Source organism: Bradyrhizobium sp. GCM10028915 (assembly GCF_042666195.1).
Classification (GTDB): Bacteria; Pseudomonadota; Alphaproteobacteria; order Rhizobiales; family Xanthobacteraceae; genus Bradyrhizobium; species Bradyrhizobium canariense_D.
Genome location: NZ_JBHTFN010000070.1, coordinates 32,272 through 54,893, shown reverse-complemented (window position 1 = coordinate 54,893; position 22,622 = coordinate 32,272). Strand labels below are relative to the sequence as shown.

General features: G+C 63.3%; 28 protein-coding genes. 17 read left to right on the top strand and 11 right to left on the bottom strand.

All coding sequences use genetic code 11. The features are described 5' to 3' along the window. The first annotated feature begins 27 nt into the window (after window positions 1–27). From ACFQX9_RS33710 to ACFQX9_RS33700, 3 genes are all read left to right on the top strand, one after another. Window positions 28–897 (top strand): MBL fold metallo-hydrolase, encoded by an 870-nt coding sequence (locus tag ACFQX9_RS33710; protein WP_166517552.1) that lies wholly within the window; start codon window positions 28–30, stop codon window positions 895–897. A 73-nt stretch (window positions 898–970) separates the two neighbouring features. Then, complete coding sequence (locus ACFQX9_RS33705) at window positions 971–1,312, top strand: hypothetical protein (protein ID WP_247473888.1); 342 nt, start codon at window positions 971–973, stop codon at window positions 1,310–1,312. Window positions 1,313–1,494: 182 nt separating this feature from the next. Then, on the top strand, window positions 1,495–1,731 hold the full coding sequence (locus ACFQX9_RS33700) for a DUF3551 domain-containing protein (protein WP_083926601.1): 237 nt from the start codon (window positions 1,495–1,497) through the stop codon (window positions 1,729–1,731). Between the two features lie 109 nt (window positions 1,732–1,840). Here the strand turns inward: ACFQX9_RS33700 and ACFQX9_RS33695 are convergent, their stop codons facing one another. From ACFQX9_RS33695 to ACFQX9_RS33675, 5 genes are all read right to left on the bottom strand, one after another. Next, window positions 1,841–2,701: an SIR2 family protein gene (locus ACFQX9_RS33695; protein ID WP_377791649.1), complete on the bottom strand. Its 861-nt coding sequence runs from the start codon at window positions 2,699–2,701 to the stop codon at window positions 1,841–1,843. Then, window positions 2,702–3,181, bottom strand: coding sequence for an NUDIX hydrolase (locus tag ACFQX9_RS33690; protein WP_085348964.1), 480 nt, complete (start codon window positions 3,179–3,181; stop codon window positions 2,702–2,704). Between the two features lie 73 nt (window positions 3,182–3,254). Then, window positions 3,255–4,040, bottom strand: a complete 786-nt coding sequence (locus ACFQX9_RS33685) for a succinate dehydrogenase iron-sulfur subunit (protein WP_085348963.1) — start codon at window positions 4,038–4,040, stop codon at window positions 3,255–3,257. 38 nt (window positions 4,041–4,078) lie between these two features. After that, complete coding sequence (locus ACFQX9_RS33680) at window positions 4,079–4,243, bottom strand: hypothetical protein (RefSeq protein ID WP_158091515.1); 165 nt, start codon at window positions 4,241–4,243, stop codon at window positions 4,079–4,081. Then, the gene (locus ACFQX9_RS33675; protein WP_085348962.1) at window positions 4,215–4,724 is read right to left on the bottom strand and encodes a DUF2243 domain-containing protein; all 510 of its coding nucleotides are present in this window, start codon (window positions 4,722–4,724) and stop codon (window positions 4,215–4,217) included. The genes ACFQX9_RS33680 and ACFQX9_RS33675 overlap by 29 nt, the downstream gene beginning before the upstream one ends. 423 nt (window positions 4,725–5,147) lie before the next feature. Here ACFQX9_RS33675 and ACFQX9_RS33670 point away from each other — a divergent pair, with 423 nt between their 5' ends. After that, complete coding sequence (locus ACFQX9_RS33670; protein WP_018460391.1) at window positions 5,148–5,363, top strand: hypothetical protein; 216 nt, start codon at window positions 5,148–5,150, stop codon at window positions 5,361–5,363. Between the two features lie 704 nt (window positions 5,364–6,067). Here ACFQX9_RS33670 and ACFQX9_RS33665 read toward each other — a convergent pair. Then, entirely contained in the window at window positions 6,068–6,241 is a 174-nt protein-coding gene (locus ACFQX9_RS33665) for a hypothetical protein (protein ID WP_377791648.1), read from the bottom strand. Between the two features lie 270 nt (window positions 6,242–6,511). Between ACFQX9_RS33665 and ACFQX9_RS33660 the strand changes: the two genes are divergently transcribed. Then, a complete protein-coding gene (locus tag ACFQX9_RS33660; RefSeq protein ID WP_083926604.1) occupies window positions 6,512–6,700 on the top strand; it encodes a hypothetical protein in 189 nt (62 codons plus the stop codon). Between the two features lie 20 nt (window positions 6,701–6,720). Here ACFQX9_RS33660 and ACFQX9_RS33655 read toward each other — a convergent pair whose 3' ends face one another. Both ACFQX9_RS33655 and ACFQX9_RS33650 read right to left on the bottom strand, forming a co-directional pair. Continuing rightward, complete coding sequence (locus tag ACFQX9_RS33655; RefSeq protein WP_085348960.1) at window positions 6,721–7,188, bottom strand: metallophosphoesterase family protein; 468 nt, start codon at window positions 7,186–7,188, stop codon at window positions 6,721–6,723. 14 nt (window positions 7,189–7,202) lie between these two features. After that, window positions 7,203–7,520: a DUF6894 family protein gene (locus tag ACFQX9_RS33650; RefSeq protein ID WP_231190486.1), complete on the bottom strand. Its 318-nt coding sequence runs from the start codon at window positions 7,518–7,520 to the stop codon at window positions 7,203–7,205. A 30-nt stretch (window positions 7,521–7,550) separates the two neighbouring features. Between ACFQX9_RS33650 and ACFQX9_RS33645 the strand changes: the two genes are divergently transcribed. The 12 genes from ACFQX9_RS33645 (at window position 7,551) to ACFQX9_RS33590 (ending at window position 19,653) form a co-directional block, all read left to right on the top strand. Continuing rightward, window positions 7,551–7,673, top strand: coding sequence for a hypothetical protein (locus tag ACFQX9_RS33645; RefSeq protein WP_018460395.1), 123 nt, complete (start codon window positions 7,551–7,553; stop codon window positions 7,671–7,673). A gap of 112 nt (window positions 7,674–7,785) precedes the next feature. Further along, entirely contained in the window at window positions 7,786–8,796 is a 1,011-nt protein-coding gene (gene coxB, locus ACFQX9_RS33640; protein WP_085348959.1) for a cytochrome c oxidase subunit II, read from the top strand. After that, window positions 8,793–10,706, top strand: coding sequence for a cytochrome c oxidase subunit I (gene ctaD, locus ACFQX9_RS33635; RefSeq protein WP_377791647.1), 1,914 nt, complete (start codon window positions 8,793–8,795; stop codon window positions 10,704–10,706). The genes coxB and ctaD overlap by 4 nt, the downstream gene beginning before the upstream one ends. Continuing rightward, window positions 10,703–11,302: a heme-copper oxidase subunit III gene (locus ACFQX9_RS33630; protein WP_377791646.1), complete on the top strand. Its 600-nt coding sequence runs from the start codon at window positions 10,703–10,705 to the stop codon at window positions 11,300–11,302. Before ctaD ends, ACFQX9_RS33630 begins: the two co-directional genes overlap by 4 nt. Continuing rightward, window positions 11,299–11,652, top strand: coding sequence for a hypothetical protein (locus tag ACFQX9_RS33625; RefSeq protein ID WP_018460399.1), 354 nt, complete (start codon window positions 11,299–11,301; stop codon window positions 11,650–11,652). The genes ACFQX9_RS33630 and ACFQX9_RS33625 overlap by 4 nt, the downstream gene beginning before the upstream one ends. Next, window positions 11,640–12,587: a cytochrome c oxidase assembly protein gene (locus tag ACFQX9_RS33620; protein ID WP_368507327.1), complete on the top strand. Its 948-nt coding sequence runs from the start codon at window positions 11,640–11,642 to the stop codon at window positions 12,585–12,587. The genes ACFQX9_RS33625 and ACFQX9_RS33620 overlap by 13 nt, the downstream gene beginning before the upstream one ends. A gap of 58 nt (window positions 12,588–12,645) precedes the next feature. Further along, entirely contained in the window at window positions 12,646–13,437 is a 792-nt protein-coding gene (locus tag ACFQX9_RS33615) for a heme-binding protein (protein WP_377791645.1), read from the top strand. A gap of 111 nt (window positions 13,438–13,548) precedes the next feature. Next, entirely contained in the window at window positions 13,549–15,405 is a 1,857-nt protein-coding gene (locus ACFQX9_RS33610) for a PQQ-dependent dehydrogenase, methanol/ethanol family (RefSeq protein ID WP_377791644.1), read from the top strand. Next, window positions 15,389–16,228: a substrate-binding domain-containing protein gene (locus tag ACFQX9_RS33605; protein WP_085348952.1), complete on the top strand. Its 840-nt coding sequence runs from the start codon at window positions 15,389–15,391 to the stop codon at window positions 16,226–16,228. The genes ACFQX9_RS33610 and ACFQX9_RS33605 overlap by 17 nt, the downstream gene beginning before the upstream one ends. Then, the gene (locus ACFQX9_RS33600; RefSeq protein WP_085383998.1) at window positions 16,228–16,863 is read left to right on the top strand and encodes a cytochrome c; all 636 of its coding nucleotides are present in this window, start codon (window positions 16,228–16,230) and stop codon (window positions 16,861–16,863) included. The genes ACFQX9_RS33605 and ACFQX9_RS33600 overlap by 1 nt, the downstream gene beginning before the upstream one ends. Window positions 16,864–16,879: 16 nt before the next feature. Beyond that, the gene (locus ACFQX9_RS33595; protein WP_018460405.1) at window positions 16,880–17,248 is read left to right on the top strand and encodes a cytochrome c family protein; all 369 of its coding nucleotides are present in this window, start codon (window positions 16,880–16,882) and stop codon (window positions 17,246–17,248) included. 26 nt (window positions 17,249–17,274) lie between these two features. Next, window positions 17,275–19,653: a glucose/quinate/shikimate family membrane-bound PQQ-dependent dehydrogenase gene (locus ACFQX9_RS33590; RefSeq protein ID WP_377791643.1), complete on the top strand. Its 2,379-nt coding sequence runs from the start codon at window positions 17,275–17,277 to the stop codon at window positions 19,651–19,653. On the opposite strand, the gene ACFQX9_RS33585 is transcribed toward ACFQX9_RS33590, so the two are convergent. The 3 genes from ACFQX9_RS33585 to ACFQX9_RS33575 are packed head-to-tail and all read right to left on the bottom strand — an operon-like array spanning window position 19,613 to window position 22,115. Further along, entirely contained in the window at window positions 19,613–21,439 is a 1,827-nt protein-coding gene (locus ACFQX9_RS33585) for an SDR family oxidoreductase (RefSeq protein WP_377791642.1), read from the bottom strand. The genes ACFQX9_RS33590 and ACFQX9_RS33585 overlap by 41 nt on opposite strands. A 57-nt stretch (window positions 21,440–21,496) precedes the next feature. Beyond that, window positions 21,497–21,898, bottom strand: a complete 402-nt coding sequence (locus tag ACFQX9_RS33580) for a hypothetical protein (protein ID WP_377791641.1) — start codon at window positions 21,896–21,898, stop codon at window positions 21,497–21,499. 22 nt (window positions 21,899–21,920) lie between these two features. Next, entirely contained in the window at window positions 21,921–22,115 is a 195-nt protein-coding gene (locus tag ACFQX9_RS33575) for a hypothetical protein (protein WP_018460409.1), read from the bottom strand. Window positions 22,116–22,622: the final 507 nt, after the last annotated feature.

Below are 22,622 nucleotides of genomic sequence, written 5' to 3'. Positions count from 1 at the left end.
AGCTGACCAACTCGGACTTGAATGGACATGACGCAGATCCCGCTTCCCTCTTCCGCCGACGCGGAGCACGCGCAATCCGACCTCGACCGCAATGACAACACGCGGCAGATCGTCGCTGACGTCGCCTATCGTCAGCTCGCGATCGTCAACGTCATTTTCGTTGGCCTCGAAAACGCCGGCGACGGCAATTGGGTGCTGGTGGACGCCGGCATTCCCGGATCGGCTGGCGCCATCCGCTCCGCCGCGAAAGCCCGGTTTGGAGGAAACGGCCGGCCTTCCTGCATTGTCATGACGCATGGGCACTTCGATCACGTCGGCGTGCTCGAAACGCTAGGGAATGAATGGCACGTGCCGGTTTATGCCCATGCGGCCGAGCATCCCTATCTGGACGGAAGCCAATCCTATCCGTCGGCCGATCCCAGCGTCGGTGGCGGGCTGCTCGCTCGGCTCTCTCCGCTCTTCCCGACAAAGCCGGTGGATGTCGCATCGCGCCTTTATGATCTTCCCTGTGATCACAGCGTGCCCTTCATGCCGGAATGGCAGTGGATCCATACCCCCGGCCATACCCCAGGGCATATCTCGCTCTGGCGCGAACGCGACCGCGTGCTGATTGCCGGCGATGCCTTCATCACGACGCGGCAGGAATCCGTCTACGCCGCAGTGACGCAAACGCCGGAGATGCACGGGCCCCCGATGTATTTCACCCCCGATTGGGGAAGCGCCAAGACATCGGTGCGCGCACTTGCCGCACTCGCTCCGGAGATCGTCGTCACGGGGCACGGCGCGGCCATGCAGGGGCCGCAGATGCGCGCGGCTCTCGATGCTCTCGCCCAACGGTTCGACGAAGTTGCCGTGCCTTCGCAATATCGACGCGGAGTCGTCGACGACAGAGCTTGATCACGCTGCACGGCTAGGAACGGTGGATGCTTCACATGATTGATCCGACATCGAAACCTCAAGGAGAAGACAGATGCGTAAGACAATCCTGACGATCTTTACGGCAGCAATGCTTGCAGGCGCTTCAGTCGGCGCAGCGTTCGCGCAAGGTGCTGGCGGTGGCGCCGGTGGTGGCGCAGGCGGCGCCGGTGGTGGGGCCGGAGGCGGCGCTGGCGGCGGCGCGGGCGCTGGTGCCGGGGCTGGCGGCGCAGGCGCAGGCGCAGGCGGTGCTGGAGCTGGAGATGGCGGCTCAGGCGGAACCGGCGGCGGCGGCGGCATCACCCATGTCGAGCGGGGCGGACAAGGTGCTTCCAGTCCTTCCGGCATGCGCAACGAAACGACCCCACCGTCCAACGGCGCCACGCCGCGTCGCTAGCGGTTCGCGGTTAGCAATCCTCCAAAGCGCGCCCTTGCTGTTGCGCGCATGAGAGCGGCCTCGGTGAGATCCTCTCCTCGCCGGGGCCGCATCGCGTTCAGGTCGCAATTAGAGGAGTCGGTAAACGTTGCACTTGGAACGCCGCTTCACGAGGCACGTTCAATGTTGAAATGGAGATTTCCATGAAGCATCGATTGCTCCTGGCCGCCGCCTCTCTCGCGCTCGTGACGGGCCTCGGCTCCCCAACGGCGGCCGTCGCACAAGACCGCTACTGCCTTCAGGGCCGCGTCTGGGGCTATCCGGGCAACTGCCAGTTCGCCAGTTACGCTCAGTGCATGGCGACTGCATCGGGAACGCACGCCTATTGCGGCGTCAATCCTCGCTATGCCTATGCACGGCGATATAGGGGATATCGGTGACCGGCCCAGGTGCGGACTGGTCATCGATCCTCCTTCTGACCGATCCCGCCGCTGAGCCGAGCGGCCCCGCGGCAGCAGAGCAAACGCTCAAGGCGCGCCAGGGACCGCTTTAGCTCTCTCGCTCGATACGCCGGCGGATGTCCAGCAAAAACTGGCTGACACCATCATCTGGGCTGACGCCGTCAGGCGGCGCTATGGTGGTGATGCCCCAGTTCGCCAATACAGCTTCCTGCACCGGATTGCGCTGCGTGACGAACGCGAAGGACCTCGGTCGGTCCTGGCGGTGCCCGGACTCATCCCAACTCTGCCAAATCCGATGCAGCAGGAGCCGAATGTTGGGATCGGACATGCTGTATCCGATGAAAAGCAGCGTGCTGCCCAAGGCATCGGCGCGAAACCGGATATCGAGTGGCGAATCGAACGCGAGCCGGTTGAGGAAGTCGGTCTCGGCCAAGACGAGCGAGGCATCGTCGTCGAAGTCGCCATGAAATTTGATGATGTGCGTGACGCCGGAACGGGCGCTTGCAATGTCCTTTGCGTTGCTGATCTTGGCATAGGGCTTTTCCAGGACCTCGAAGGCCGTCTCGAGGTTGCGGTCGTAGTTCGTGGTGTAAATGGTCGGAAAATCGAGCTCCACGATCAGCCGGTGGAGCCGTGAGGCCGCGATCCTGTCCGGGTCGACGCGCCAGTTGCGGTCGAGCCAGCTGCGGAGCGGGCCGATTCCGCCGCGCTTCAGCCGGTAGTACTCCGCCAGCATCTGATAGCCGCCGTGCATCCCAGCGATCACGTCGCGCTCAAGTCCAAGGTCATCCAGCAGATGGTCGATCAGAGATTGCCAGGACGGCAGGCCGACAGCCATCGAGACGCCGGCCCCGACGAACAGGATCGCGCAGCGTCGCTTGATCGCCGCGGCCAAGACCTCATGAGGCGGTCGCTCCTCGAATGCGAGTCCGGTCGGTTGCTGGTTCATCTACCTTGAATAACTGGACGAGACGCGGGTTCCTGGAGCCATGCCATCGCTCAGCGGTGAGGAGGCGGTCTTCTCCGTCTGCGCCGCGAAGCGGGCGATCAGACGACGAAGCTGCGCCTTGTGCACCAGACGGCCCGCCGTCTTCGGCGAGACCCAGATTGCTTCACGCTCTCCCTTTTCCGGCCACCAGCGCTCCTGCCCGTGGACCCTCATGGGAAAGACGGCAACGTTCATGGTCCGCTTGCGATCACCCTTCCGCTTGCGATGCTTGAAGGAGCCCAGCGCGCGCTTTGCGGTGACGCCGACGAGACCGGCCTCCTCGTACGCCTCGAGCGCAGCCGTACGGTGCGGCTCCGTCTTGCGCATCGGCGATCCCTTCGGGACACTCCACCTGCGCTTGCGCCTGGTCGTGATCAGCATCACGCGCAATTCGGAATTGTTCAGCATGAACGGCAACGCGGCGAATTGTTTCTTGCCCATCAGGCGCCTCCAGTTTGGTCGATAAGCCTACCCCGCAGCCATCGTTCCTTTATGCGCGAGTGTCCGTCCCCGATCAGAACTTCCGTTCGACCATCTTGAGGCGCAATCCGGAGATGGCTTCGCCCGGATTCAAGCCCTTGGGACACGCCTTCGCGCAGTTGAGGATGGTGTGACAGCGATAAATCCTGAAGGGGTCTTCGAGCTTGTCGAGGCGCTCGCCCGTCGCCTCGTCGCGACTGTCATTGACCCAGCGGGCCGCCTGGATCAGGGCCGCTGGGCCGAGGAAACGCTCGGAATTCCACCAGTAGCTTGGACAAGATGTCGAGCAGCAGGCGCAGAGGATGCACTCGTAGAGCCCGTCGAGCCTGGCCCGATCCTCATGGCTCTGTCGCCATTCCTTCGGTGGTGTGGGTGACACGGTTTGCAGCCAAGGTTCGATCAATGCGAGCTGTGCGTAGAAATTCGTCAGGTCGGGAACGAGGTCCTTGACCACTGGCTGATGCGGCAAGGGCAGCACGCGCAGCGGCTCGCCGTTCGGAACGTCCTCGCTCATGGACTTGGTGCAGGCGAGCGTGTTCTGGCCGGCGACATTCATCGAGCAGGAGCCGCACACGCCTTCGCGGCAGGACCGCCTGAATGTCAGCGTGGAGTCGATGTTGTTCTTGATCCAGATCAGACCATCCAGAACCATGGGCCCGCAATCGCTCATATCGACGAAGTAGGTGTCGAGCCGGGGATTGCGTCCGTCGTCGGGATTCCAGCGATAGACCTGGAATTCGCGCAACGATTTGCTGTCCGGCTTGGGCCAGATCCTTCCCTTTTCGACGCGGGAGTGTTTCGGAAGCCTGAACTCGACCATGTTACCTCCGGGAAGACATGAGGCGTGATAACCGCGCATCAGCCGGGATTGAAGCAGCGTAGTTGCAGAAGATCATCCAGCGACACACCCAACAGCACGATGCGAAGGGCCGGTGCTGTAGCGAGCATCAGCAGCAATATAAAAATGGCATAGACCAGAGCTGGCGGGGTCTCTCTAGCGAGGCTGTAGACTGCTTTCCGCATGGACCCTCCCTTGCGTGCCGGCGCGTGTCATGGCGGCGCCGATGACCAACATGGCCGCACCCCATAGCAGGAAGCCGATGTCCCAGAAGATGCGCTGCTCGTGAGGCACGGTCTCATTCACCTGGTGCAGCTTGAAGACCTCATGGTCAACCACGCCTTCAACCAGATTGAAGATGCCCCAACCGAGCAACACCGCGCCGAGACACTGGCCGCGCGACCAGTGGATGTCAGACCTGCGCGCCCGTTGCCACAGCACATACAGGCCGAGGAGCACAACAACATAGGCCGCGCTGTGGAAGATGCCGTCCCAGGTCGTGTTGAGCTTGACGTTGTCGATGGAGTTGAGCGGATACCAGCCGCTTAACATATGATGCCATTGCAGCAGCTGATGAAACACGATGCCGTCAAAAAACCCGCCCAGACCAAGCCCGAGAAGGACGCCCGCGGAAATCGGGAAGCTGCGTGAATTTCTGTGTTGCATGATTTTGCTCGTGCGCCGGTCGGCATCTGGATGATGGACAAACCGTCCTCAGTGCTGCCGTTCCTATGATCATGACGCACTTCCCGTGCCAATAACCTGCGTTAACCTGCGGGCTCGTGCCAGGATGCCGACATCAGGTGGAGCATCGCCCGGCTGCTTACGGCGGCGATAGGAACGTTCGAAACGGTCGCAGCGTCTTGTGAATCCAACATTGGAGATTCCACGTCGTATTTGCGATCAGATGGCACCCCGGCGAACAGCAGGTCGCATAGATGTCGCCGCCGATCATTCAGCGTCACCTGGCGATCCTGAGCAATCTCAGGGAAGTCGGCTAGAGCTTCACCAAGCGACAAAGGAGCGACGGTGGCCGTGTGTGTCCGCCCACGTCAAAGTCTTCGATGATTCCAATCGCGAGGAGCCAATATGGCGTATGCCCTGTTCAAGGACGGCGAAAAACTGAGCCGGACGTTTTCAACCAAAGAGGAAACCCTGAAAAAGGCCGAAGACGCCGGTCTGGTCGAAAGCGGCGGGGGTCAGCCCAGGCTCGAGGATGACCTGAAGATCAAGCCCTGCTCGCCCGACCCCGAACCTCGAAGCGAGGACGACCTCGATTGGACGCCGGAAAACCCGGCGTCCTGATCGCCGATCTAACAGCCTTTGCAGATGCTCTTGATCTTTCGATCGACGTGGGAATCCTGAGAGTTCTCCGAGCGTATTTCGGCGTCGCCCGGCATCGACGGACCGGGTGTCGCAGTTCCGTCAATCCGTCCGCTGCTGGTCCCCCCTGCGGGATTGCCGGCCCGCCCGACGGTGGTCGATCCTCGCGGCCCGCCACCGCTCGATTGGGCCGTTCCAGCGGTGTTCGTGCCGGTAGCCGTCGTGCCACGCGAAGCCGCGGCCGCGTCGCCTGGATTGCCCAGGCTGGGCGATGCACCGCCCGTCTGGTTTGTAGCTCCTGCAGACCCAAGGCCTGCCGACCCAGGGCTTGTGGCACCGCCGGTGCCACCGCTCGTGCTGCTCGCGCTTGCTCCGCCCGATCCTCCCGAACCGCCGCCACCGCCACTCTGCGCCGAGGCGGCCCCTATCGACGCGGTCGCCAGGAACGCGATCAGCATCAAGCTCGAAGTTGTCTTAGCCATTGCTCAGCTCCTCTCACGATCGTCGTGCGTGTGATGTTGATCGCGCTCACCACCGCCTCCCGAGACGTGTGATTTGCGGTCGTTGGTAGCCGTTCCGGGCGCAGGGCGCTCATGCTCGCGACCTCCCTTTTCGGGGTGCTTGCGATCCTGCCGCGAGGAGCCCGGACCACCGAAGCGTTCACTGTCTGAGTTCTTGTGTGGCATTCATCGGTCCTGCTGGTAGCCTTGGTTTGTCGTGTTCTGCTTGATGTTGCCGTGACGACCCTGGGTGTCGAAGTTCTCGGGGTCGGGGACTCTTTCATCCGTCTCGATCCTGGGATCAGATCCGGGTCCCTTGTCGCTGCGCTGCTCTGGCGGTATGGGGGGCAATTTGGACATTGCATGCTCCTTGTTTCGGTCTCGCGACCTCATGCGCTGGCAATGAGATGGGGCGGCGGTCGTTCCTGATCGATGCTGATGCATGCCCGTAGGAACGAACGATTCCTGCCCGTGTTGACCCCGCAGTTCATACGGAAGGCTTTTTGTTCATGGTCCAGGCTCTATCGCGGGAAACGGAGAAGGACGGCACCCGGAAGCTGATGATGGCGGGATCGCTGGCGTACGTTGATCGCGTGCCACCACACCGACAGATCGCAGAGAGGACAAGTTATGCCGAAAGCGAAAGCGCCTGAAAACGACCCGAGAGAAACACCGGTCGACGATCCGCGACAGCAGACGGATTTGCCAACCCACCGGCAGACGGACCAGCCTTGGCAGGGAAATCCCGAGAAGGAGCAGATCGACCCAAAGCGTCCCCCGATTGATCTGGAGCGATGGCAAAAGTCGAATACCCACTAGCTGCTACGCATGCGCCTCGTTCACGCGTCGAGCTCATGGATGGTGGGCCGCAGGTCGCCGCCCTCATCGAGATCGAGCGTTGCCAGCGTGATCGGCAGCTTGAATCGCCTTGGACCGGCGCTTCCAGGATTCAGGAAAAGCACTCCGTTGATCGTGTTGACCTGCACCCGATGCGAATGTCCTGATATCACCACGTTCACACCGGTTGCCGCGGGGTCGATGGCGAGCGCCTTGAGATCGTGAAGGAGGTAGAAACAACGAGCGCCGAGGTGCACTGTTTCGGTTTCGGGATAGCGCCTCGCCCAACTGCCGACATCGACGTTTCCCCTGATGGCGGTGACGGGCGCTATTAGGCAAAGCCTCTCCAGAACCTCCGGCGCGCCGATATCACCAGCGTGGAGGATATGCGACACCCCTGCAAGACGGCGTCCGGCCTCAGGTCTGAGAAGGCCGTGCGTATCCGAGATCACTCCGATCCTCAACGCCATGTCAGGCCGCGACTTCAGTGCAGGACATCCAGTGGCACTTTCCCGATCTCCTCACCCTGCTGGTTCGTGACCAGGATGGAAAAATGACGATTCCTGAGTTCGGGACGCTCCGCAAGGAGCCTCTTCGCGATCTCCTCGGCAACGTCCAGCGCCACGATGTCGTCGGGCAATTCAGCTCCTCCCTCGTCCGCGACGGTCTCGGAGTCGACCAGATCAAAATGATAGCGCGGCACGTGAACCCTCAATTCGTCGCAGGAACGCGCGATCTCGGGCCTTCGTTCCGGCGCTCGCACGTCAACGCCCGGCGTGTCCGCAGGAACCCTCAGGGTCATCGCGGCATTGCTGCTTTTTGGAGCCGACACATGCTCGGAGAGTTGCGCGTGCTTGCCCAGCCGGGCGCAATCATCGCCAGTCTCGCCGTCCTGTTGCTGATGGCCGCTGGCGATGCGGCGATCGTGATCGCCGTGAAGGGCTGGCCATTCTAGCCCGATGATTGATGTCGGACATCCCTCTTCGGCCCATCGCTCCGATTAGCGGATAGGAACCTTTGTAGGCCTGCCCGGTTCCGCCTGTGAAGCGGAGTGCGACAAGGCGTCAATGCAGGTCTGGGTGCGAAGGGTTCTGGTGTTGTGCACGATCTGGCCGCTCACGGCGTGTGCGGGCCGGCAATCGGCGCTCGATCCGCAAGGGCTGCAATCCGGCCAGATCTTGCACACGCTGTTCATCTTCCTCGCTGTGTCGGCGGTCGTCTGGACCGCCGTCGTGATCGCGCTCTGCATCGGAATGATGCGGCGAAAACGTTCGGCTGATCGGCCGCTTGACCTTCACCAAGCCTTCGAGGAACGCTCCGGGCGCGTCATCCTCGCGCTTGGGATTGCGACCACCGCCGTCGTGCTCGGTCTCTCCTTCGTGAGCTATGCCGGACAACGTACCGTCTTTGCCAAGGACGAGAAAGCCCACATCCTCAAGATCATCGGCCACCAATGGTGGTGGGAGGTCCGCTATGAGGCCGACAGTCCGCACCAGAGTTTCGTGACGGCCAACGAGATTCGAATCCCCACTGGCGAGCCGGTGAGACTGGAACTGGAATCGGCCGACGTGATCCACAGTTTCTGGGTGCCCAGCCTGACCGGCAAGATGGACTTGATCCCCGGGCAGAAGAACGAGCTGCAATTCACGGCGAAGAACGCGGGCATCTATCGCGGGCAATGCGCCGAGTTCTGCGGGATCCAGCACGCCCACATGGCATTTGCCGTGATCGCGATGTCACCCGACGAGTTCGGCCGCTGGCGTGACCATGAAAACCAGAGCGCCAACAGCCCTGCCGATCCGCTCGGCAAGCAGGGCGAGGCTCTGTTCCGGGCGCGCGGATGCGCCTTGTGCCACAACATTAGCGGCACGCTGGCCGGCGGGCAGCTCGGCCCGGATCTCACGCATATCGGCAGCCGCACGACCATCGCGGCGGGAACGTTGCCGAATAATTCGGCCACGCTCGGCGCCTGGATCGCCGATCCCCAGCACATCAAGCCCGGCAATCTCATGCCGAGGATGCCGCTGCAATCGGATGAAATGATCGCCATCATTCATTATCTGGAGCAGCTCAAGTGAGCATCGCCGCTGAACCAAATGAGTTGCGGGACGACGTCCTGAACGGCCTTCGACTTTCCACACAGCTGGAGAAAGTGTGGCGCACGCCGTCCGGCTGGATGGGCGCGCTGACGTCGGTCGACCACAAGGTGGTCGGCCGCCGCTACATCATCACGGCGTTCGTATTCCTGCTCCTCGGCGGCCTCCTCGCGGTCCTGATGCGCATTCAGCTGGCCGGGCCGGAGAAGACGTTTCTCTCCGCCGACAAGTACAATCAGGTCTTCACGATGCACGGCTCGACGATGATGTTCCTGTTCGCCGTGCCGGTCATGGAGGCGTTCGCCGTTTATCTGGTGCCGTTGATGGTCGGCACGCGGAACATCGCCTTTCCGCGACTGAACGCCTTCAGCTATTGGATGTTTCTGTTCGGCGGCTGCTTTCTCTGGATTTCCTTTGCGCTGAATGTCGGCCCGGACGTTGGCTGGTTTGCCTATGTCCCGCTCTCCTCGCTGCAATTTACGCCGACAAAGCGCCCGGATGTCTGGGCGCAAATGATCACCTTCACCGAGGTCGCGGCGCTCGCCGTCTCCGTGGAAATCATCGTGACCGTGTTCAAGCTCCGCGCGCCCGGCATGACGCTCGACCGCATTCCCCTGTTCGTCTGGGCCATGCTGGTGACGAGCTTCCTTGTGATGTTCGCGATGCCCTCGATCATGGTCGCATCGACGTCACTGATCCTGGATCGCCTCGTCAACACGCGCTTCTATGATTCCTCCTCGGGCGGACATCCCCTGCTCTGGCAGCATCTGTTCTGGTTCTTCGGCCATCCCGAGGTCTACATCATCTTCATCCCGGGCACGGGAATGGTCTCGGCGATCCTCGCGACGTTCGCACGACGGCCGGTGATCGGCTATCCCGTGGTGATCCTCTCGTTGATCGCGACCGGCTTCCTGTCGTTCGGTCTCTGGGTCCACCACATGTTCGTCACGGGCCTGCCCCAACTCGGCGCGGCCCTGTTCACAGCCTCCAGTATGCTGATCGCGGTGCCGAGCGGGCTGCAGATCTTCTGCTGGCTGGCAACGCTCTGGGACGGGCGTCCGGTCTACCGGACCCCGCTGTTGTTCGTGATCGGCTTCATCGTGATCTTCGTGCTAGGCGGGCTGTCCGGCGTCATGGTCGCCTCGGTCCCGATCGACACCCAGGTGCACGACACCTATTTCGTCGTCGCCCACTTCCATTATGTCCTGATCGGCGGCGCTGTGTTCCCGCTGGTCGGCGCGGTCTACTACTGGTTTCCCAAGATCGCCGGCCGCATGCTCAGCGAGCGACTCGGGCGCTGGAATTTCTGGCTCGCCTTCGTCGGCTTCAACGTCGCCTTCTTCCCGATGCACATCCTCGGGCTGATCGGAATGCCGCGCCGGGTCTACACCTACACCGCCGACATGGACTGGGCGCACCTGAATCTCGTGTCCAGCGGTGGTGCTCTCATTTTCGCGCTCAGCTTCGCGTTGCTTTTGGTCAACGTGATCTACAGCCTTCGCAAAGGTGCGCTTGCAGGCGACAATCCTTGGGATGCCTCAACGCTGGAATGGGCGACGTCATCGCCGCCCCCGCCGCAGAATTTCGACCGCATTCCGGTGGTCAAGCACCGCGATCCGCTGTGGGCCGATAGCGAGAGCCTGCCCGTGGTCGCGGGTCTGAGCGCCGAGCGGCGCGAGGTCCTGCTGACCTCGCTCGCGGAAGCTGAGCCGCAGATCCGGGAGGCTTCGCCCGAACCCAGCATCTGGCCGCTGCTCACAGCTATCGCGACGACAGTGTTCTTCATCGGCTCGATCTTCACGCCCTGGGCCGTGCTCTGGGGCACACCACCGATGGCCGTGACGTTGGTCGGCTGGTTCTGGCCGAGCGGCAGCAAGGAGGACGAGGAGTGAGACAGACCATCGTCCGCAATGTCGCTGAACTGCCGACTTACGGCTATGGCCCGCGCAGCGGACCGTGGTGGGGCGCCATGGGCTTCATGGCGCTGGAGGGCATGGGCTTTGCCATTGCCATCGGTTCCTATCTCTATCTCTACGCCGTCAACCCAACTTGGCCGATCGGCGCCTCGCCGCCCGATCTCTGGCCAGGCACAGCCGAAGTCGTGGTCTATCTGCTGAGCATCATCCCGAACGAGATCACCAACCGCGCCGCACACCGGCAGGATCTCGCGAAGGTGCGGACCGGACTCATCGTGATGGCCCTGATCGGCATTGCCCTGCTGGTGCTGCGCGGCTTCGAGTTCGCGCATCTCAACACCCGCTGGGACAATTCAGCTTACGGCTCCATTGTTTGGCTCATTCTGGGGCTGCACACGACCCACCTTGCCACCGATGTCGGCGACACGGTCGTGCTGGCGGTATTGATGTTCACGCGCCATGCGAAACCGCGCCGGTTCAGCGACGTGACCGACAACGTGTTCTATTGGAACTTCGTCGTGCTCGCCTGGCTGCCGCTCTATGTCTTGCTCGATTGGGTGCCACGCCTATGACCGCAGCCGATCGACATTCCAGACTGCTTTATTGGGCCGGCGTTGCGCTCGGGCCCATCGCGTGGGGTATCAATTTGCAGGGCGTCTACGTGCTCGCGCACTTCTCCTGCGAACAGACCAGGCTCAGCGGCGCGATCATGAGCGCGGTTCTGGCTGTCGTCGCGCTGGCAGGCACTGTCATTTCGGCCCGCGCCGTTCGGCGCGGCGCGGGGGCTGAATGGGCCGATGCGCGGGGTGGCGGACCACGAACGTTCATGGCCTGGCTCGGCGTCGGCTCCGGCGTGTTATTTGCGCTGGTGATTGCGAACCAGTTCGCCGCCTCGCTCATGATCAGCCCATGCCTGCGCTGAGCTTTGCAGCACTGCTGCTCGCGCTGCTCGCGCTGCTCGCGGCGCCGGCCGATGCGCACGGACTATCGGATGTCGATCCCGGTTCGCTGTGGAGCTACGATCCCTGGCTCATGGCCCCGCTCTATGCCGTCGGTATCGGCTTCTATGTCGGAACGCAGCGGCTCTGGCATCATGCAGGTGGTGGCCGTGGCGTCAGCTTCCGCCAGGTGGCCGCGTTCTGGACCGGATGGCTGGTGGCCGCACTTGCCGTGACCTCGCCGCTGCACTGGCTCGGCGAGCGTCTGTTCACCGCGCACATGGTCGAGCACGAACTGCTGATGGTGGTCGCGGCACCGCTGATGGCGTTCGCCCGGATCAATGGTCCTCTGCTGTGGAGCCTGCCGGCCCGGCTTCGCCCGGCGGCAGGCCGCATGCTCGATCTGCCGATATTGGCGTGGCCGTGGCAGCTTGTGAGCCACCCCATGAGCGCGACGATCCTGCACGGCGCAGCGCTCTGGATCTGGCACGCACCGCCGTTATATGCACGGGCGCTTGAGAATACGGCGATCCATCGTCTCCAGCACATCAGCTTCTTTGCGACTGCGCTGTTGTTCTGGTGGGTGCTGCTGCATGGCCGCGGACAGGGCCGCAGCAACCGGATTCGGGATGGCATCGCTGTCGCTTGCCTGTTCATTACCATTCTGCATTCCGGCGTGCTTGGGGCTCTGCTGACCGTGTCGCCGCGGCTCTGGATCCCAAGCCAGGGCACCCTCGCCGGCGAGTTCGGCCTCTCGGCACTCGAGGACCAGCAGCTCGCCGGCATCCTGATGTGGGTGCCCATGGGCCTACTCTATACCGGCGCCGCGTTGTTCTTTGCTCACCGCTGGCTGACTGCGAACGGCGGTCATTCCCGCCTGCCGCTCCCTTCAACATCCGGGCTGAGCGACGCTACATAGGAACCGCAACTTCTGTTCGAACGTTCGCCTGCCGACTGCGACACTCCACGGAGGCCACATGGAAAAACGATCCGTCATGGTGCTAACGGCTATCTTCACCGCAGCACTCTTGATGCCTGCAGTCTTGAACGCGCAGGACCAACCCCAGCCAGGGATGTCGTGCCCGGTCGATCATGACAAGCTCGCCGATATCCTCAAGAAGAGTGTCAAGCCGGGCGGCGGCCCAAGCAACGGAGGTCTCGACAACAACGAGTGGGCTGCCGTCGTCAATCGGCAGGGCATCGTCTGCGCAGTTGCCTATAGCGGCGGCAAGGTCGACGACCAGTGGCTCGGCAGCCGGGCCATCGCGGCCGAGAAGGCCAATACGGCGAATGCGTTCAGCCTAAAGGACAAGGCGATGGCGACGGCCAATCTCTATGCCGGGGCGCAGCCCGGCGGGTTCCTATTCGGCGCGGCACTCGGCAACCCGCCGTTCCCGGAAGCCTTGTACGCCGGATCTCCGGACAGCTTCGGCACGGCCAGCGATCCAATGGTGGGCAAGCCGATCGGCGGCACGATCGTGTTCGGGGGAGGGCTGGCGCTCTATGACGGCAACGGCATCACGGGCGCGCTGGGCGTCAGCGGCGACAGCTCCTGCGCCGATCACAACGTGGCCTGGCGCGTGCGTCACCAGCTCGGGCTCGACCGCGTGCCGGCCGGCGTCAGCCCCAACATGAAAGACGCAATCATCTATGACATCGGACCCGACGGCAAAAGTCCGTCTGGATTTGGCCACCCCAAGTGTAACGGCAAGGAAGATCAGATCGCAGTTGACCTCGGCGCCGGCGTGTCCGGCAACGTCGTGAGATAGCTCGTCGTCGGTCTCACCTCTTTGGAACCAAGCGAAGTCGGAACGTTTGTAGGTTCGTAAACCGGCCTGCAACGGCGCACGGCCTCATCACTGCCGTGGGGATCTTTACATATGTTAGTGCGTGGTCTCACGCGTTTGCTGGGCCGACTTCCAGGCTTCCTTTGTGCCCTTTGCGCGTCCTGCGCGTTGCTGTCGTCCGCCTCGGCACAGAGCGATCTGGCCAGCCGCATGAAAGATCCCGGCCAGTGGCCGATGGCGGCGCGCGACTACGCCAACACCCGCTATAGCAACCTTGATCAGATCAACGCCTCCAATGCATCGCGGCTGCAGCTTGCATGGACGTTCTCGGTCGGTGCCGATCGCGGCCAGGAGGCGGCGCCGCTCGTGGTGGACGGCACCATGTATGTGGTCGGCCCCTATGCCGGCCCCTACCCCAACCGTGTGTTCGCACTCGATGCCACGACGGGTGAATTGAAATGGTCCTACGCACCGAAGCCGGAGCCCGCTGCCGCGGGCGTTGCCTGCTGCGACGTCGTCAATCGCGGACTCGCCTTCGACAACGGCAAGGTCTTCCTCAACACGCTTGATAACCACACGGTCGCGATCGACGCCAAGACCGGCAAGGAGCTGTGGCATACGAAGCTCGGGGAGATCAACAAGGGCGAGACCATCACGATGGCTCCCGTCGTGGTCAAGGGCAAGGTGCTCGTCGGCAACAGCGGCGGCGAGATGGGCGTGCGCGGCTGGGTCACCGCGCTCGATGAAAACACCGGGGCCATTGCGTGGCGCGCCTACGCCACGGGCCCGGACAAGGACGTGCTGATCGGCGACGACTTCAAGCCGTTCTACGACAGTCTCAAGGGCAAGGATCTCGGCGTGAAGACGTGGCCGGCCGACCGCTGGCAGGTCGGCGGCGGCACGATGTGGGGATGGATCTCCTACGATGCCGAACTCAATCTGATCTACTACGGCACAGCCAATCCGAGCCCATGGAACGCCAACCAGCGCAGCGGCGACAATCTCTGGAGCACCACAATCTTTGCCCGCGACCCCGACACCGGCCGCGCCAAATGGGCTTACCAGATCAACCCGCACGACCTGTTCGACCACGACGAGATCAACGAGAATGTGCTCGTCGATCTCGAACTGAATGGACAGCCGCGCAAGGTGCTGATCCACCCGGGCCGCAACGGCTATATGTACGTGATGGATCGGGCGACCGGCGAAGTCATCTCGGCGGACGCGTTTGAATTCGTCAATGCCTATAACGGCGTCGATCTCAAGACCGGCAAGATCATCCCCAACGAGGAGAAGACGCCGCTCGCCGGCAAGACCGTCGAGAACATCTGCCCGGCCGCGCCGGGCGCCAAGGACTGGCAGCCAACCGCCTGGTCGCCCCGCACCAAGCTGCTCTACGTGCCGCATCAGCATCTTTGCATGAACTTCAAGGCATCGCAGGTCGGCTATATCGCAGGCACACCTTATGTGGGCGCCGATGTCGACATGTATGCCGGCCCCGGCGGCCACCGCGGCGAATTCATGGCGTGGGATCCCGTCGCGCGCAAGAAGGTCTGGGAGATCCACGAGAAGCTGCCGGTCTGGAGCGGCGCGCTGGTTACGGCAGGCGACGTCGCGTTCTACGGCACCATGGATCGGCTGTTCAAGGCCGTGGATGCCAAGGACGGGCATGTCCTCTGGCAATTCCGCGCCGGCTCCGGATTCATTGGCCAGCCGATCTCCTATCGCGGCTCCGACGGACAGCAATACATCGCGATCCTGTCGGGCGTCGGCGGCTGGCCGGGTGTGGTGGCCAACGCCGAGGTCGATCCGCGGGTGCGCAACGGCGCGCTCGGTTTTGTCGGTGCGACCCAGGATTTGCCGTTCTACACCGCGGGCGGGAGTGAGCTGCTGGTCTTCAAACTCGGCGGCGCGAATGGTGAGGACACCAGCCATGCGCCTTCGAAATAGTTATCCCGGCATCGCTCTTGGTTTTCTGGTCGGGCTTGCAACCACGGCGGCGGCAGCGTCGGATCGCGAGCTTCGCGTCTGTGCCGATCCCAACAATCTGCCTTTCTCGAACAGCGCCGAAGCAGGATTCGAGAACAGGCTCGCGGCCATGGTGGCCGAGCATTTCGGCCTGCAGGTCTCCTACACCTGGTGGGCGCAGCGCCGCGGCTTCATCCGTAACACGCTGAAAGCCGGCAAATGCGACGTCGTCATGGGCGTGCCGTCCGGCTATGATCTCGTCGAGACGACGAAGCCGTATTATCGCTCGAGCTACGTGTTCGTCACGCGGCAGGACCAGCACCTCGAGCTTTCGTCCCTGCTCGACCCACGCTTGCATCACCTCGCAATCGGCGTGCATCTGATCGGCGATGACGGCAACAATCCCCCGCCGGCGCAGGCGCTCGGCGAACAGGGCATCGTCGACAACGTCCGCGGCTACTCGATCTACGGAGATTATCGCGAGGCCAATCCCCCGGCGCGCCTGATCGAAGCCGTCGAAAGCGGCAGCCTCGATGTCGCCGCAGCCTGGGGTCCGCTCGGCGGATATTTCGCCCAGCGCTCTCTCGTCCCCCTGACGGTCATGCCGATCCGGGATTACGAGCGCTTTGCACCTCAGCAGTTCCAGTTCGCCATCGCGATGGGCGTGCGCAAAGGCGACGACGCCTTGCGCGACCGACTGAATGCATTCATCGACGAGCACCGGTCCGAGATCACTTCGCTGCTGCTCAGTTACGGCGTTCCGCTGGTGGACCAACCGGCTATGGTATCGGGAGGACATGAGTGATGTCTGCTCCAGTGCTGCGCGCAAGCGCCCTATCACTACTGCTGGCGGTCCTGCCGAATGGCGCGGGGCTGGCCCAGCAGACTTTGCCGCAGTCGCAGGAGGCGCAGATGCCGACGCTGTCTCCGCACCCGAACTTCGGTGGCAGCGTCGGCAATGGCAGGCCCGGCGTCTTCATGCAGGTCCCGGTCAGTCACCTCCATCCCGGCGCGCAGCCGGACCCGCCGCAGATCAAGAACCCCGTGCAGGGCGATCCCAATGCGGAGCAGCGCGGGATGACCTACTACGTCAACTTCAACTGCGTCGGCTGCCACGCACCCAATGGCGGCGGCGGCATGGGACCGGCGCTGAGCAACAACAACTTTACTTACGGCTCGCAGCCCGAGAACATCTTTCTCTCGATCTACCAAGGGCGGCCCAACGGAATGCCGGCCTGGGGCGGCGTGCTGCCCGACAGCGTGATCTGGGATCTCGTCACCTATATCGGCAAGATCAGCAACGAGCCGAGCCACCAATGGGGCCGAACCTTTTCCGCGAATCTGCCTTCGCCCGAAGTCGAGCAAGTCCCGAGCGAGCAGGTCTCGACGACCGATCCCTGGTCTGCCACCAAGTCTTTCAATTTCGGCCAGAAGCCCTGATCGCCGGGAAGCAGCGATGGCAAATCCGATCACGAGATTGCTAGTCACCGCGCTGCTGGCTACCACAGGCGCCGCCTGCAAGGCTGCGGGCCCGGACAACTTCACCGGCGACGCGCGTCGTGGCGCCGACCTCGTCAAGCAGTATCACTGCGGCGGCTGTCACGATATTCCCGGCATTGCCGGCGCCGAAGGCAATGTCGGCCCACCCTTGCATCGGATCGGCACGCGGACCTACATCGCCGGCTACATCCAGAACTCGCCGGACAACATGGCTGATTGGATCGAGGATCCACAGCGGGCGTTGCCGGGCAATGCCATGCCGAGAATGGGCATCCCGCAGAAGGACGCGCGGGACATCGCGGCGTTTCTCTATACGCTGAAGTGACCATCATGCCTCCCATGCATCGTTCAATGAATTGGCTCCGTGACGCGCCATTGCTGGCCATCACCATTGTGCTCGTCGCTATCATGGGACTGGGCCTCCTGGCTGGCGGTGCCTGGCTCGAGGCCCTCGGTGGCTCCGCCTACTATCTGATCGCGGGCATCATGCTTCTGCTCACGAGCTGGCTGCTCGGGCGCCGCCGCGCCGAGGCGCTCTGGGTTTATGCCGCGCTGCTGGCCGGAACGATGGCTTGGGCGATCTGGGAGGCCGGCCTCGATTTCTGGTCGCTGGCGCCGCGCGGCGACGTACTCGTGCCGCTTGGCCTGTGGCTGATGCTGCCCTTCATTGCCTCCCGCCTGGCGCCTCGCTTGCGCGCAGCGCGATGGGCGCTTGGCCTTGTGTTGGTCGCCGCAGCCATCGTCGTCGGCATGTCCCTGACGAGCGATCGCCGCGATCTTGCCGGCACGATACCTGAGGGCGAAACAACGGGGGCCATTGCGTCTCCCGAACCGGAGCAGCCCGCTGCCGGCCAGAACTGGACGGCCTACGGCGGCAGCGGCTTCGGTACGCGCTTCTCGTCGCTGAGCCAGATCACCAAGGACAACGTCAAGGACCTCAAGCTCGCCTGGGAATTCCGCACCGGCGATCACAAGGGCCCGGACGATCCCGACGAGATCACCAACCAGGCGACGCCGCTCAAGGTGGGCGATCTGCTCTACACCTGCTCGCCGCACCAGATCGTGTTCGCGCTCGAAGCCGCGACCGGAAAACTGCGCTGGAAGTTCGATCCGCAGGTGCAGCACAACAAGGCCTTCCAGCACATGACCTGCCGCGGCGTGTCCTATCACGCGACCAAACCCGGCGCGATAACTGCCGACGGCACGCCGGCCCCGAGCGATTGTGCGGGGCGCATTTTCATACCGACCAACGACGGACGGATGTTCGCGCTCGATGCGCAGAGCGGCGTGCCTTGCCAGGATTTTGGCAATCAGGGACAGATCGATCTCAAGCAGGGCAGCGAGATCCAGACACTCGGCTTCTACGAGGGCACCTCGCCGCCCGTCGTCACGGACAAGTTGCTGATCGTCGGCGGAGCGGTGATCGACAACTATTCCGATCGCGTGCCGTCGGGCGTGATCCGCGGCTTCGACATCTATTCAGGACGGCTGATCTGGGCATTCGATGCCGGCAATTCCGATCCGAACGAGATGCCCTCGGCCTCGCATCATTTCACGGCCGGCTCACCCAATTCGTGGAGCATTTCCGCGGTCGACGAGAAGCTCGGACTGGTCTATGTGCCGCTCGGCTCGAGTTCTCCGGATATTTGGGGCGGCGGCCGTTCGCCCGAGAACGAGCGCTACGATTCGGCATTGATTGCCCTCGATCTCATGACCGGGAAACTGCGTTGGTCGTTCCAGAACGTGCACCACGATCTCTGGGACATGGATATGCCGTCGCAGCCCAGCCTGGTCGATTTGCGCCTTAACGGCGGCGTGACGCCTGCGATCTACATCCCGGCAAAGACCGGCGACATCTTCGTGCTCGACCGCCGCGACGGGCGTCAGCTGGTGCCCGCACCGGAGAAGCCGGTGCCGCAGGGCGCCGCGAAGGGAGACCGGCTGTCGCCGACCCAGCCCTTCTCGGAGTTGAGCTTTCGCCCGCCCGGCATGCTGACCGACGCGCAGATGTGGGGCAGCACGATGTTCGACCAACTCGCCTGCCGGATCAAGTTCAAGCGCCTGCGCTATGAGGGGCCGTTCACGCCGCCGTCTGAACAAGGCACGCTGGTGTTTCCAGGAGACTTCGGCATGTTCGAATGGGGCGGCATTGCCGTCGATCCGCAACGCCAGATCGCGATCGCGAACCCTCAATCGATTCCCTTCGTCTCGCGTCTCGTGCCGCGCGGGAAAGACAATCCGGCAGCGCCGAACGCGGCGCATCCGCCGGGAACCGAGCTCGGCGTGCAGCCGATGTACGGCGCCCCCTATGGCGTCGACCTCGGCATTTTCCTCTCACCGCTCGGCATCCCCTGCCTTGCCCCGCCATGGGGCAACATCGCCGCGATCGATCTCAAGTCGCACAAGGTGGTCTGGCAGCATCGCATCGGCACGATCCGCGATCAGGCCCCGCTGCCGCTGCCATTCAAGCTCGGCGTTCCCATGCTGGGCGGTCCGATCGTCACCGCGGGCGGCGTCGTCTTCATCACGGGAACGATGGATGACTACATCCGCGCGTTCGACGTTCGCGATGGCAGACGGCTTTGGCAGGACCGCCTTCCTGCCGGCGGCCAGTCGACGCCGATGACCTATGAGGCCAACGGCAAGCAATATATCGTCACGGTCGATGGCGGCCACGGCTCGTTCGGAACTAAACTCGGCGATTACGTGCGGGCCTACGCGCTGCCGTGATCTGCCTCGGCAGGACATGCTTGTGCTTGGCGACGCCTTGTCCCGATCTGCCAGCGCGACGCGCAACTGCTGAAGCCAGGAGAGCCACGCCCGCAGCTAGTCCCAGCGCCGCGAGCCCCTGACTGATGACCCCGGCAGGTGGGAGCTGCTTGCGTGACAGCCAACCGCCATCGATTGACGTGCCCTGCGGACCAGCTTCGATCATGGTGCCCTCGCTGCTCTTCGCCGGGCGCGCGCGCGACAGCAGGTAGCGGAAGGCTACCCCCAGGATGTTCTCGGTAATCTGCGGAGCCATCGCGTAGGCAATTTGGCCGGCACGCGCCGGCCAGCCCACGGCGACCTCATCTTGGGGTGCGCGGACGAGGCTCACGAACGTCTCGGCAACGTCCTCCGCCTGATACAGCAGCGGACCGGGATCGAGCGTCCGGCCGGACATGTTGGCGCCGTGGACGAAGCCCGGCGTGTCGACCATGGCCGGGAAGACGCCGCAGACATGGATGTTGCGATGAGCCCTGAGCTCCTGACGCAGGCTCGCGGTGAAGCCCCGAAGGCCGAATTTGCTCGCTGTGTAGGCCGCAGCAAAAGGCGTCGGAGCCCAGCCGCCGAGCGAGATGTTGTTGATCAAGATACCGCGGTTCTGGCGCAGGAAGATCGGAAGCACCGCGAAAGCGCCATGCATCGTGCCGAGGAGATTGACCTCGATCGTTCGGCGATGAAGTGCGATATCCGCGTCTTGATAAGCCCCGAAAACGCCGGTGCCGGCGTTGTTGATCCAGACGTCGATGCCACCGAGCGCGTCTTCCGCCTCTCGGGCCAGCCGCTGCACCGCCTCGGCATCGGTGACATCGGTCGGGATTGCCAATGCGCGGCCTCCGAGCGCCTCGCATTCTGCAGCGAGGCTCGTCAGGACTTCGGCACGGCGTGCCGCCAGGACCACGCTTGCGCCCTTTCCGGCGAAGGCCAGCGCCGCAGCACGCCCGATTCCGCTCGAGGCACCGGTTATGACGACGCGCGTGCCAGTCATTTGCCGCGGCTCGGATCCGGAGCCGCCCGCCGGAAGCAGCCAGTGCAGGGATCGCCGGAGACGCTCGGTTCCGTCCGCTTCGAACCAGTCGCCATGCGCGAAGATCACCCGCTCCGGCGACAGCCGTATGAGCCGCTCGGCTGCCGACCGCACGGAACGGCCGCCGAGGCGCAGCAGCAGTCGGAGATAGACCGGCGCCGTTCCGTTTGGCTTGGAAATGCCGAGGAGGTTTGCCGCGGCCTCGTTTGACGCGCTGAGATCATTGGGATCGAGATTTTGCACCAGATCCGTCAGGATCAGTGTCCGGCTGCGCTTGTCGAACAGCTCGATCTCGGAGAACATCGGAGCGTTCACCGAGACGGCTTCGAGGTCGGCCCTCCATTCCGCAGGCGTCGCCTCTCCAAGCTCGCGGTCGATGTGGATCCGTGCTGCTCGAACTTGCCGACGCGCCGAAAGGCCGCGCGCCGCGAAAGTCGTCGCCTGTGGCAGCTCTCTCTGCCAGTCGGACAGGAACATCCAGTGCGCGATATTCGGCGCGAGCAAGTACCTTATGGTCCCTAGCCGCTCCAGCTCACCACGGAGAGCCGGCGAATATCTCACCGGCGAATGCAGCACGAGATCGCCGTTCGAGAGCCGAATGACGGTCATGCGCACCGGAAGTTTCAGACCGGCAGCGCTGATCGGGGCATCGTCCACGACCCAGATATCGTCCGTCGCTCGCGACAAACGGGCCGTCGACAAGGTGGCGTCGGAACTTTGCATGAGCGTCTTCCATCACAAGGCGTTTGCTCAAGCTTCGGGAGCGACGCTCGTTCCTCGCTAGGACGCCCGAGCCTGCATGCGGGCATTGCGTCGGCGACGGCGCGCGGCGAGTCGTCCTCGGATCCTCTCCGCCGGAATGTGCCGCGAGACCGCCGGGCCAAGCTCTGGTTCTGAGGGAGGTTGTTGGGTGGCAATCGGCGCTTGGTCTGGACGAGCTTCCATCAGACCGAGCACGGCGCGGCCCTTGGCCGTGATGCGCCACCCGCCATTTGTCCGGTCGATCAGCCCTTGCGAAAAGATGTCCAGCCCCGGCACCCGCCCGGCGAGCCGCCGGGTGCGCTCGGTCCAGTCGCGACCGCTGGTCGCCAGAATGGCCATATCCCGCTTGAGATCCTCCATGGCGGCGAACCCATCCGGGTAGCTCACCAGGATCTTGAGGACCGTCACGTGGAAATTCACCCCTGCCCCCACATGACCATCATCACATCGTCGGGACTTCTGAAAGGGCATTGCGGGCCGCTAGTTTGAGACGATCCGCAGAGATGTCGCCCCTGCTTGCAGTCTCCAGAAGCTTCGAGGCTACGCGAGTCCTGGCGCCGATCTCACAGCGTGGAACAGCTTCACACACCTCGTCCAGAACGGTGCGCAACAACGCCTTGGTCGCGGTATCGATCATGGAAAGCCCCGGCGGAAAGGTTCACGGTAGGGCAATCGCTCCGGCCAGGGATTCAACATTGTTAATGATCTTATAATTTCGCTGCCTGGCCACTGCCAGCTTGGCGATGTCTTGGGCCTGCTGTGCGCGACCTTGCGGACTCCTGCTCGGCATTGCTCGTGAAATCGGGGAACCTCCGTCGTCGGCCAATCGTTCGCATGCCATGGAGATTGTCGTTTTCGCGGTCCTCGTCCTCCTGGTTGCGACTGTAGTTCGGCATGCGTGATGGCGAACCGCGCAGCTTCGCATTCTCGCGGCTGATTCCGCCCGAGCTTTGCTTCGTCGCTTCACCCTCTTGTCCAAGAGGGCGCAGGGAAGGCCGGGTGCCGGCTGGCACCCGCGGTCCGCTGCGCGAAAATGTAGCGCAAGGAAACCGCACAGCAGCATACAGGTGTAGCCAATCACTCGGCCTTCCCTGCGCGATGGTTGGACGGCTTATGCCGTGCTCTCCCGGGAGCCGAGTTCCTG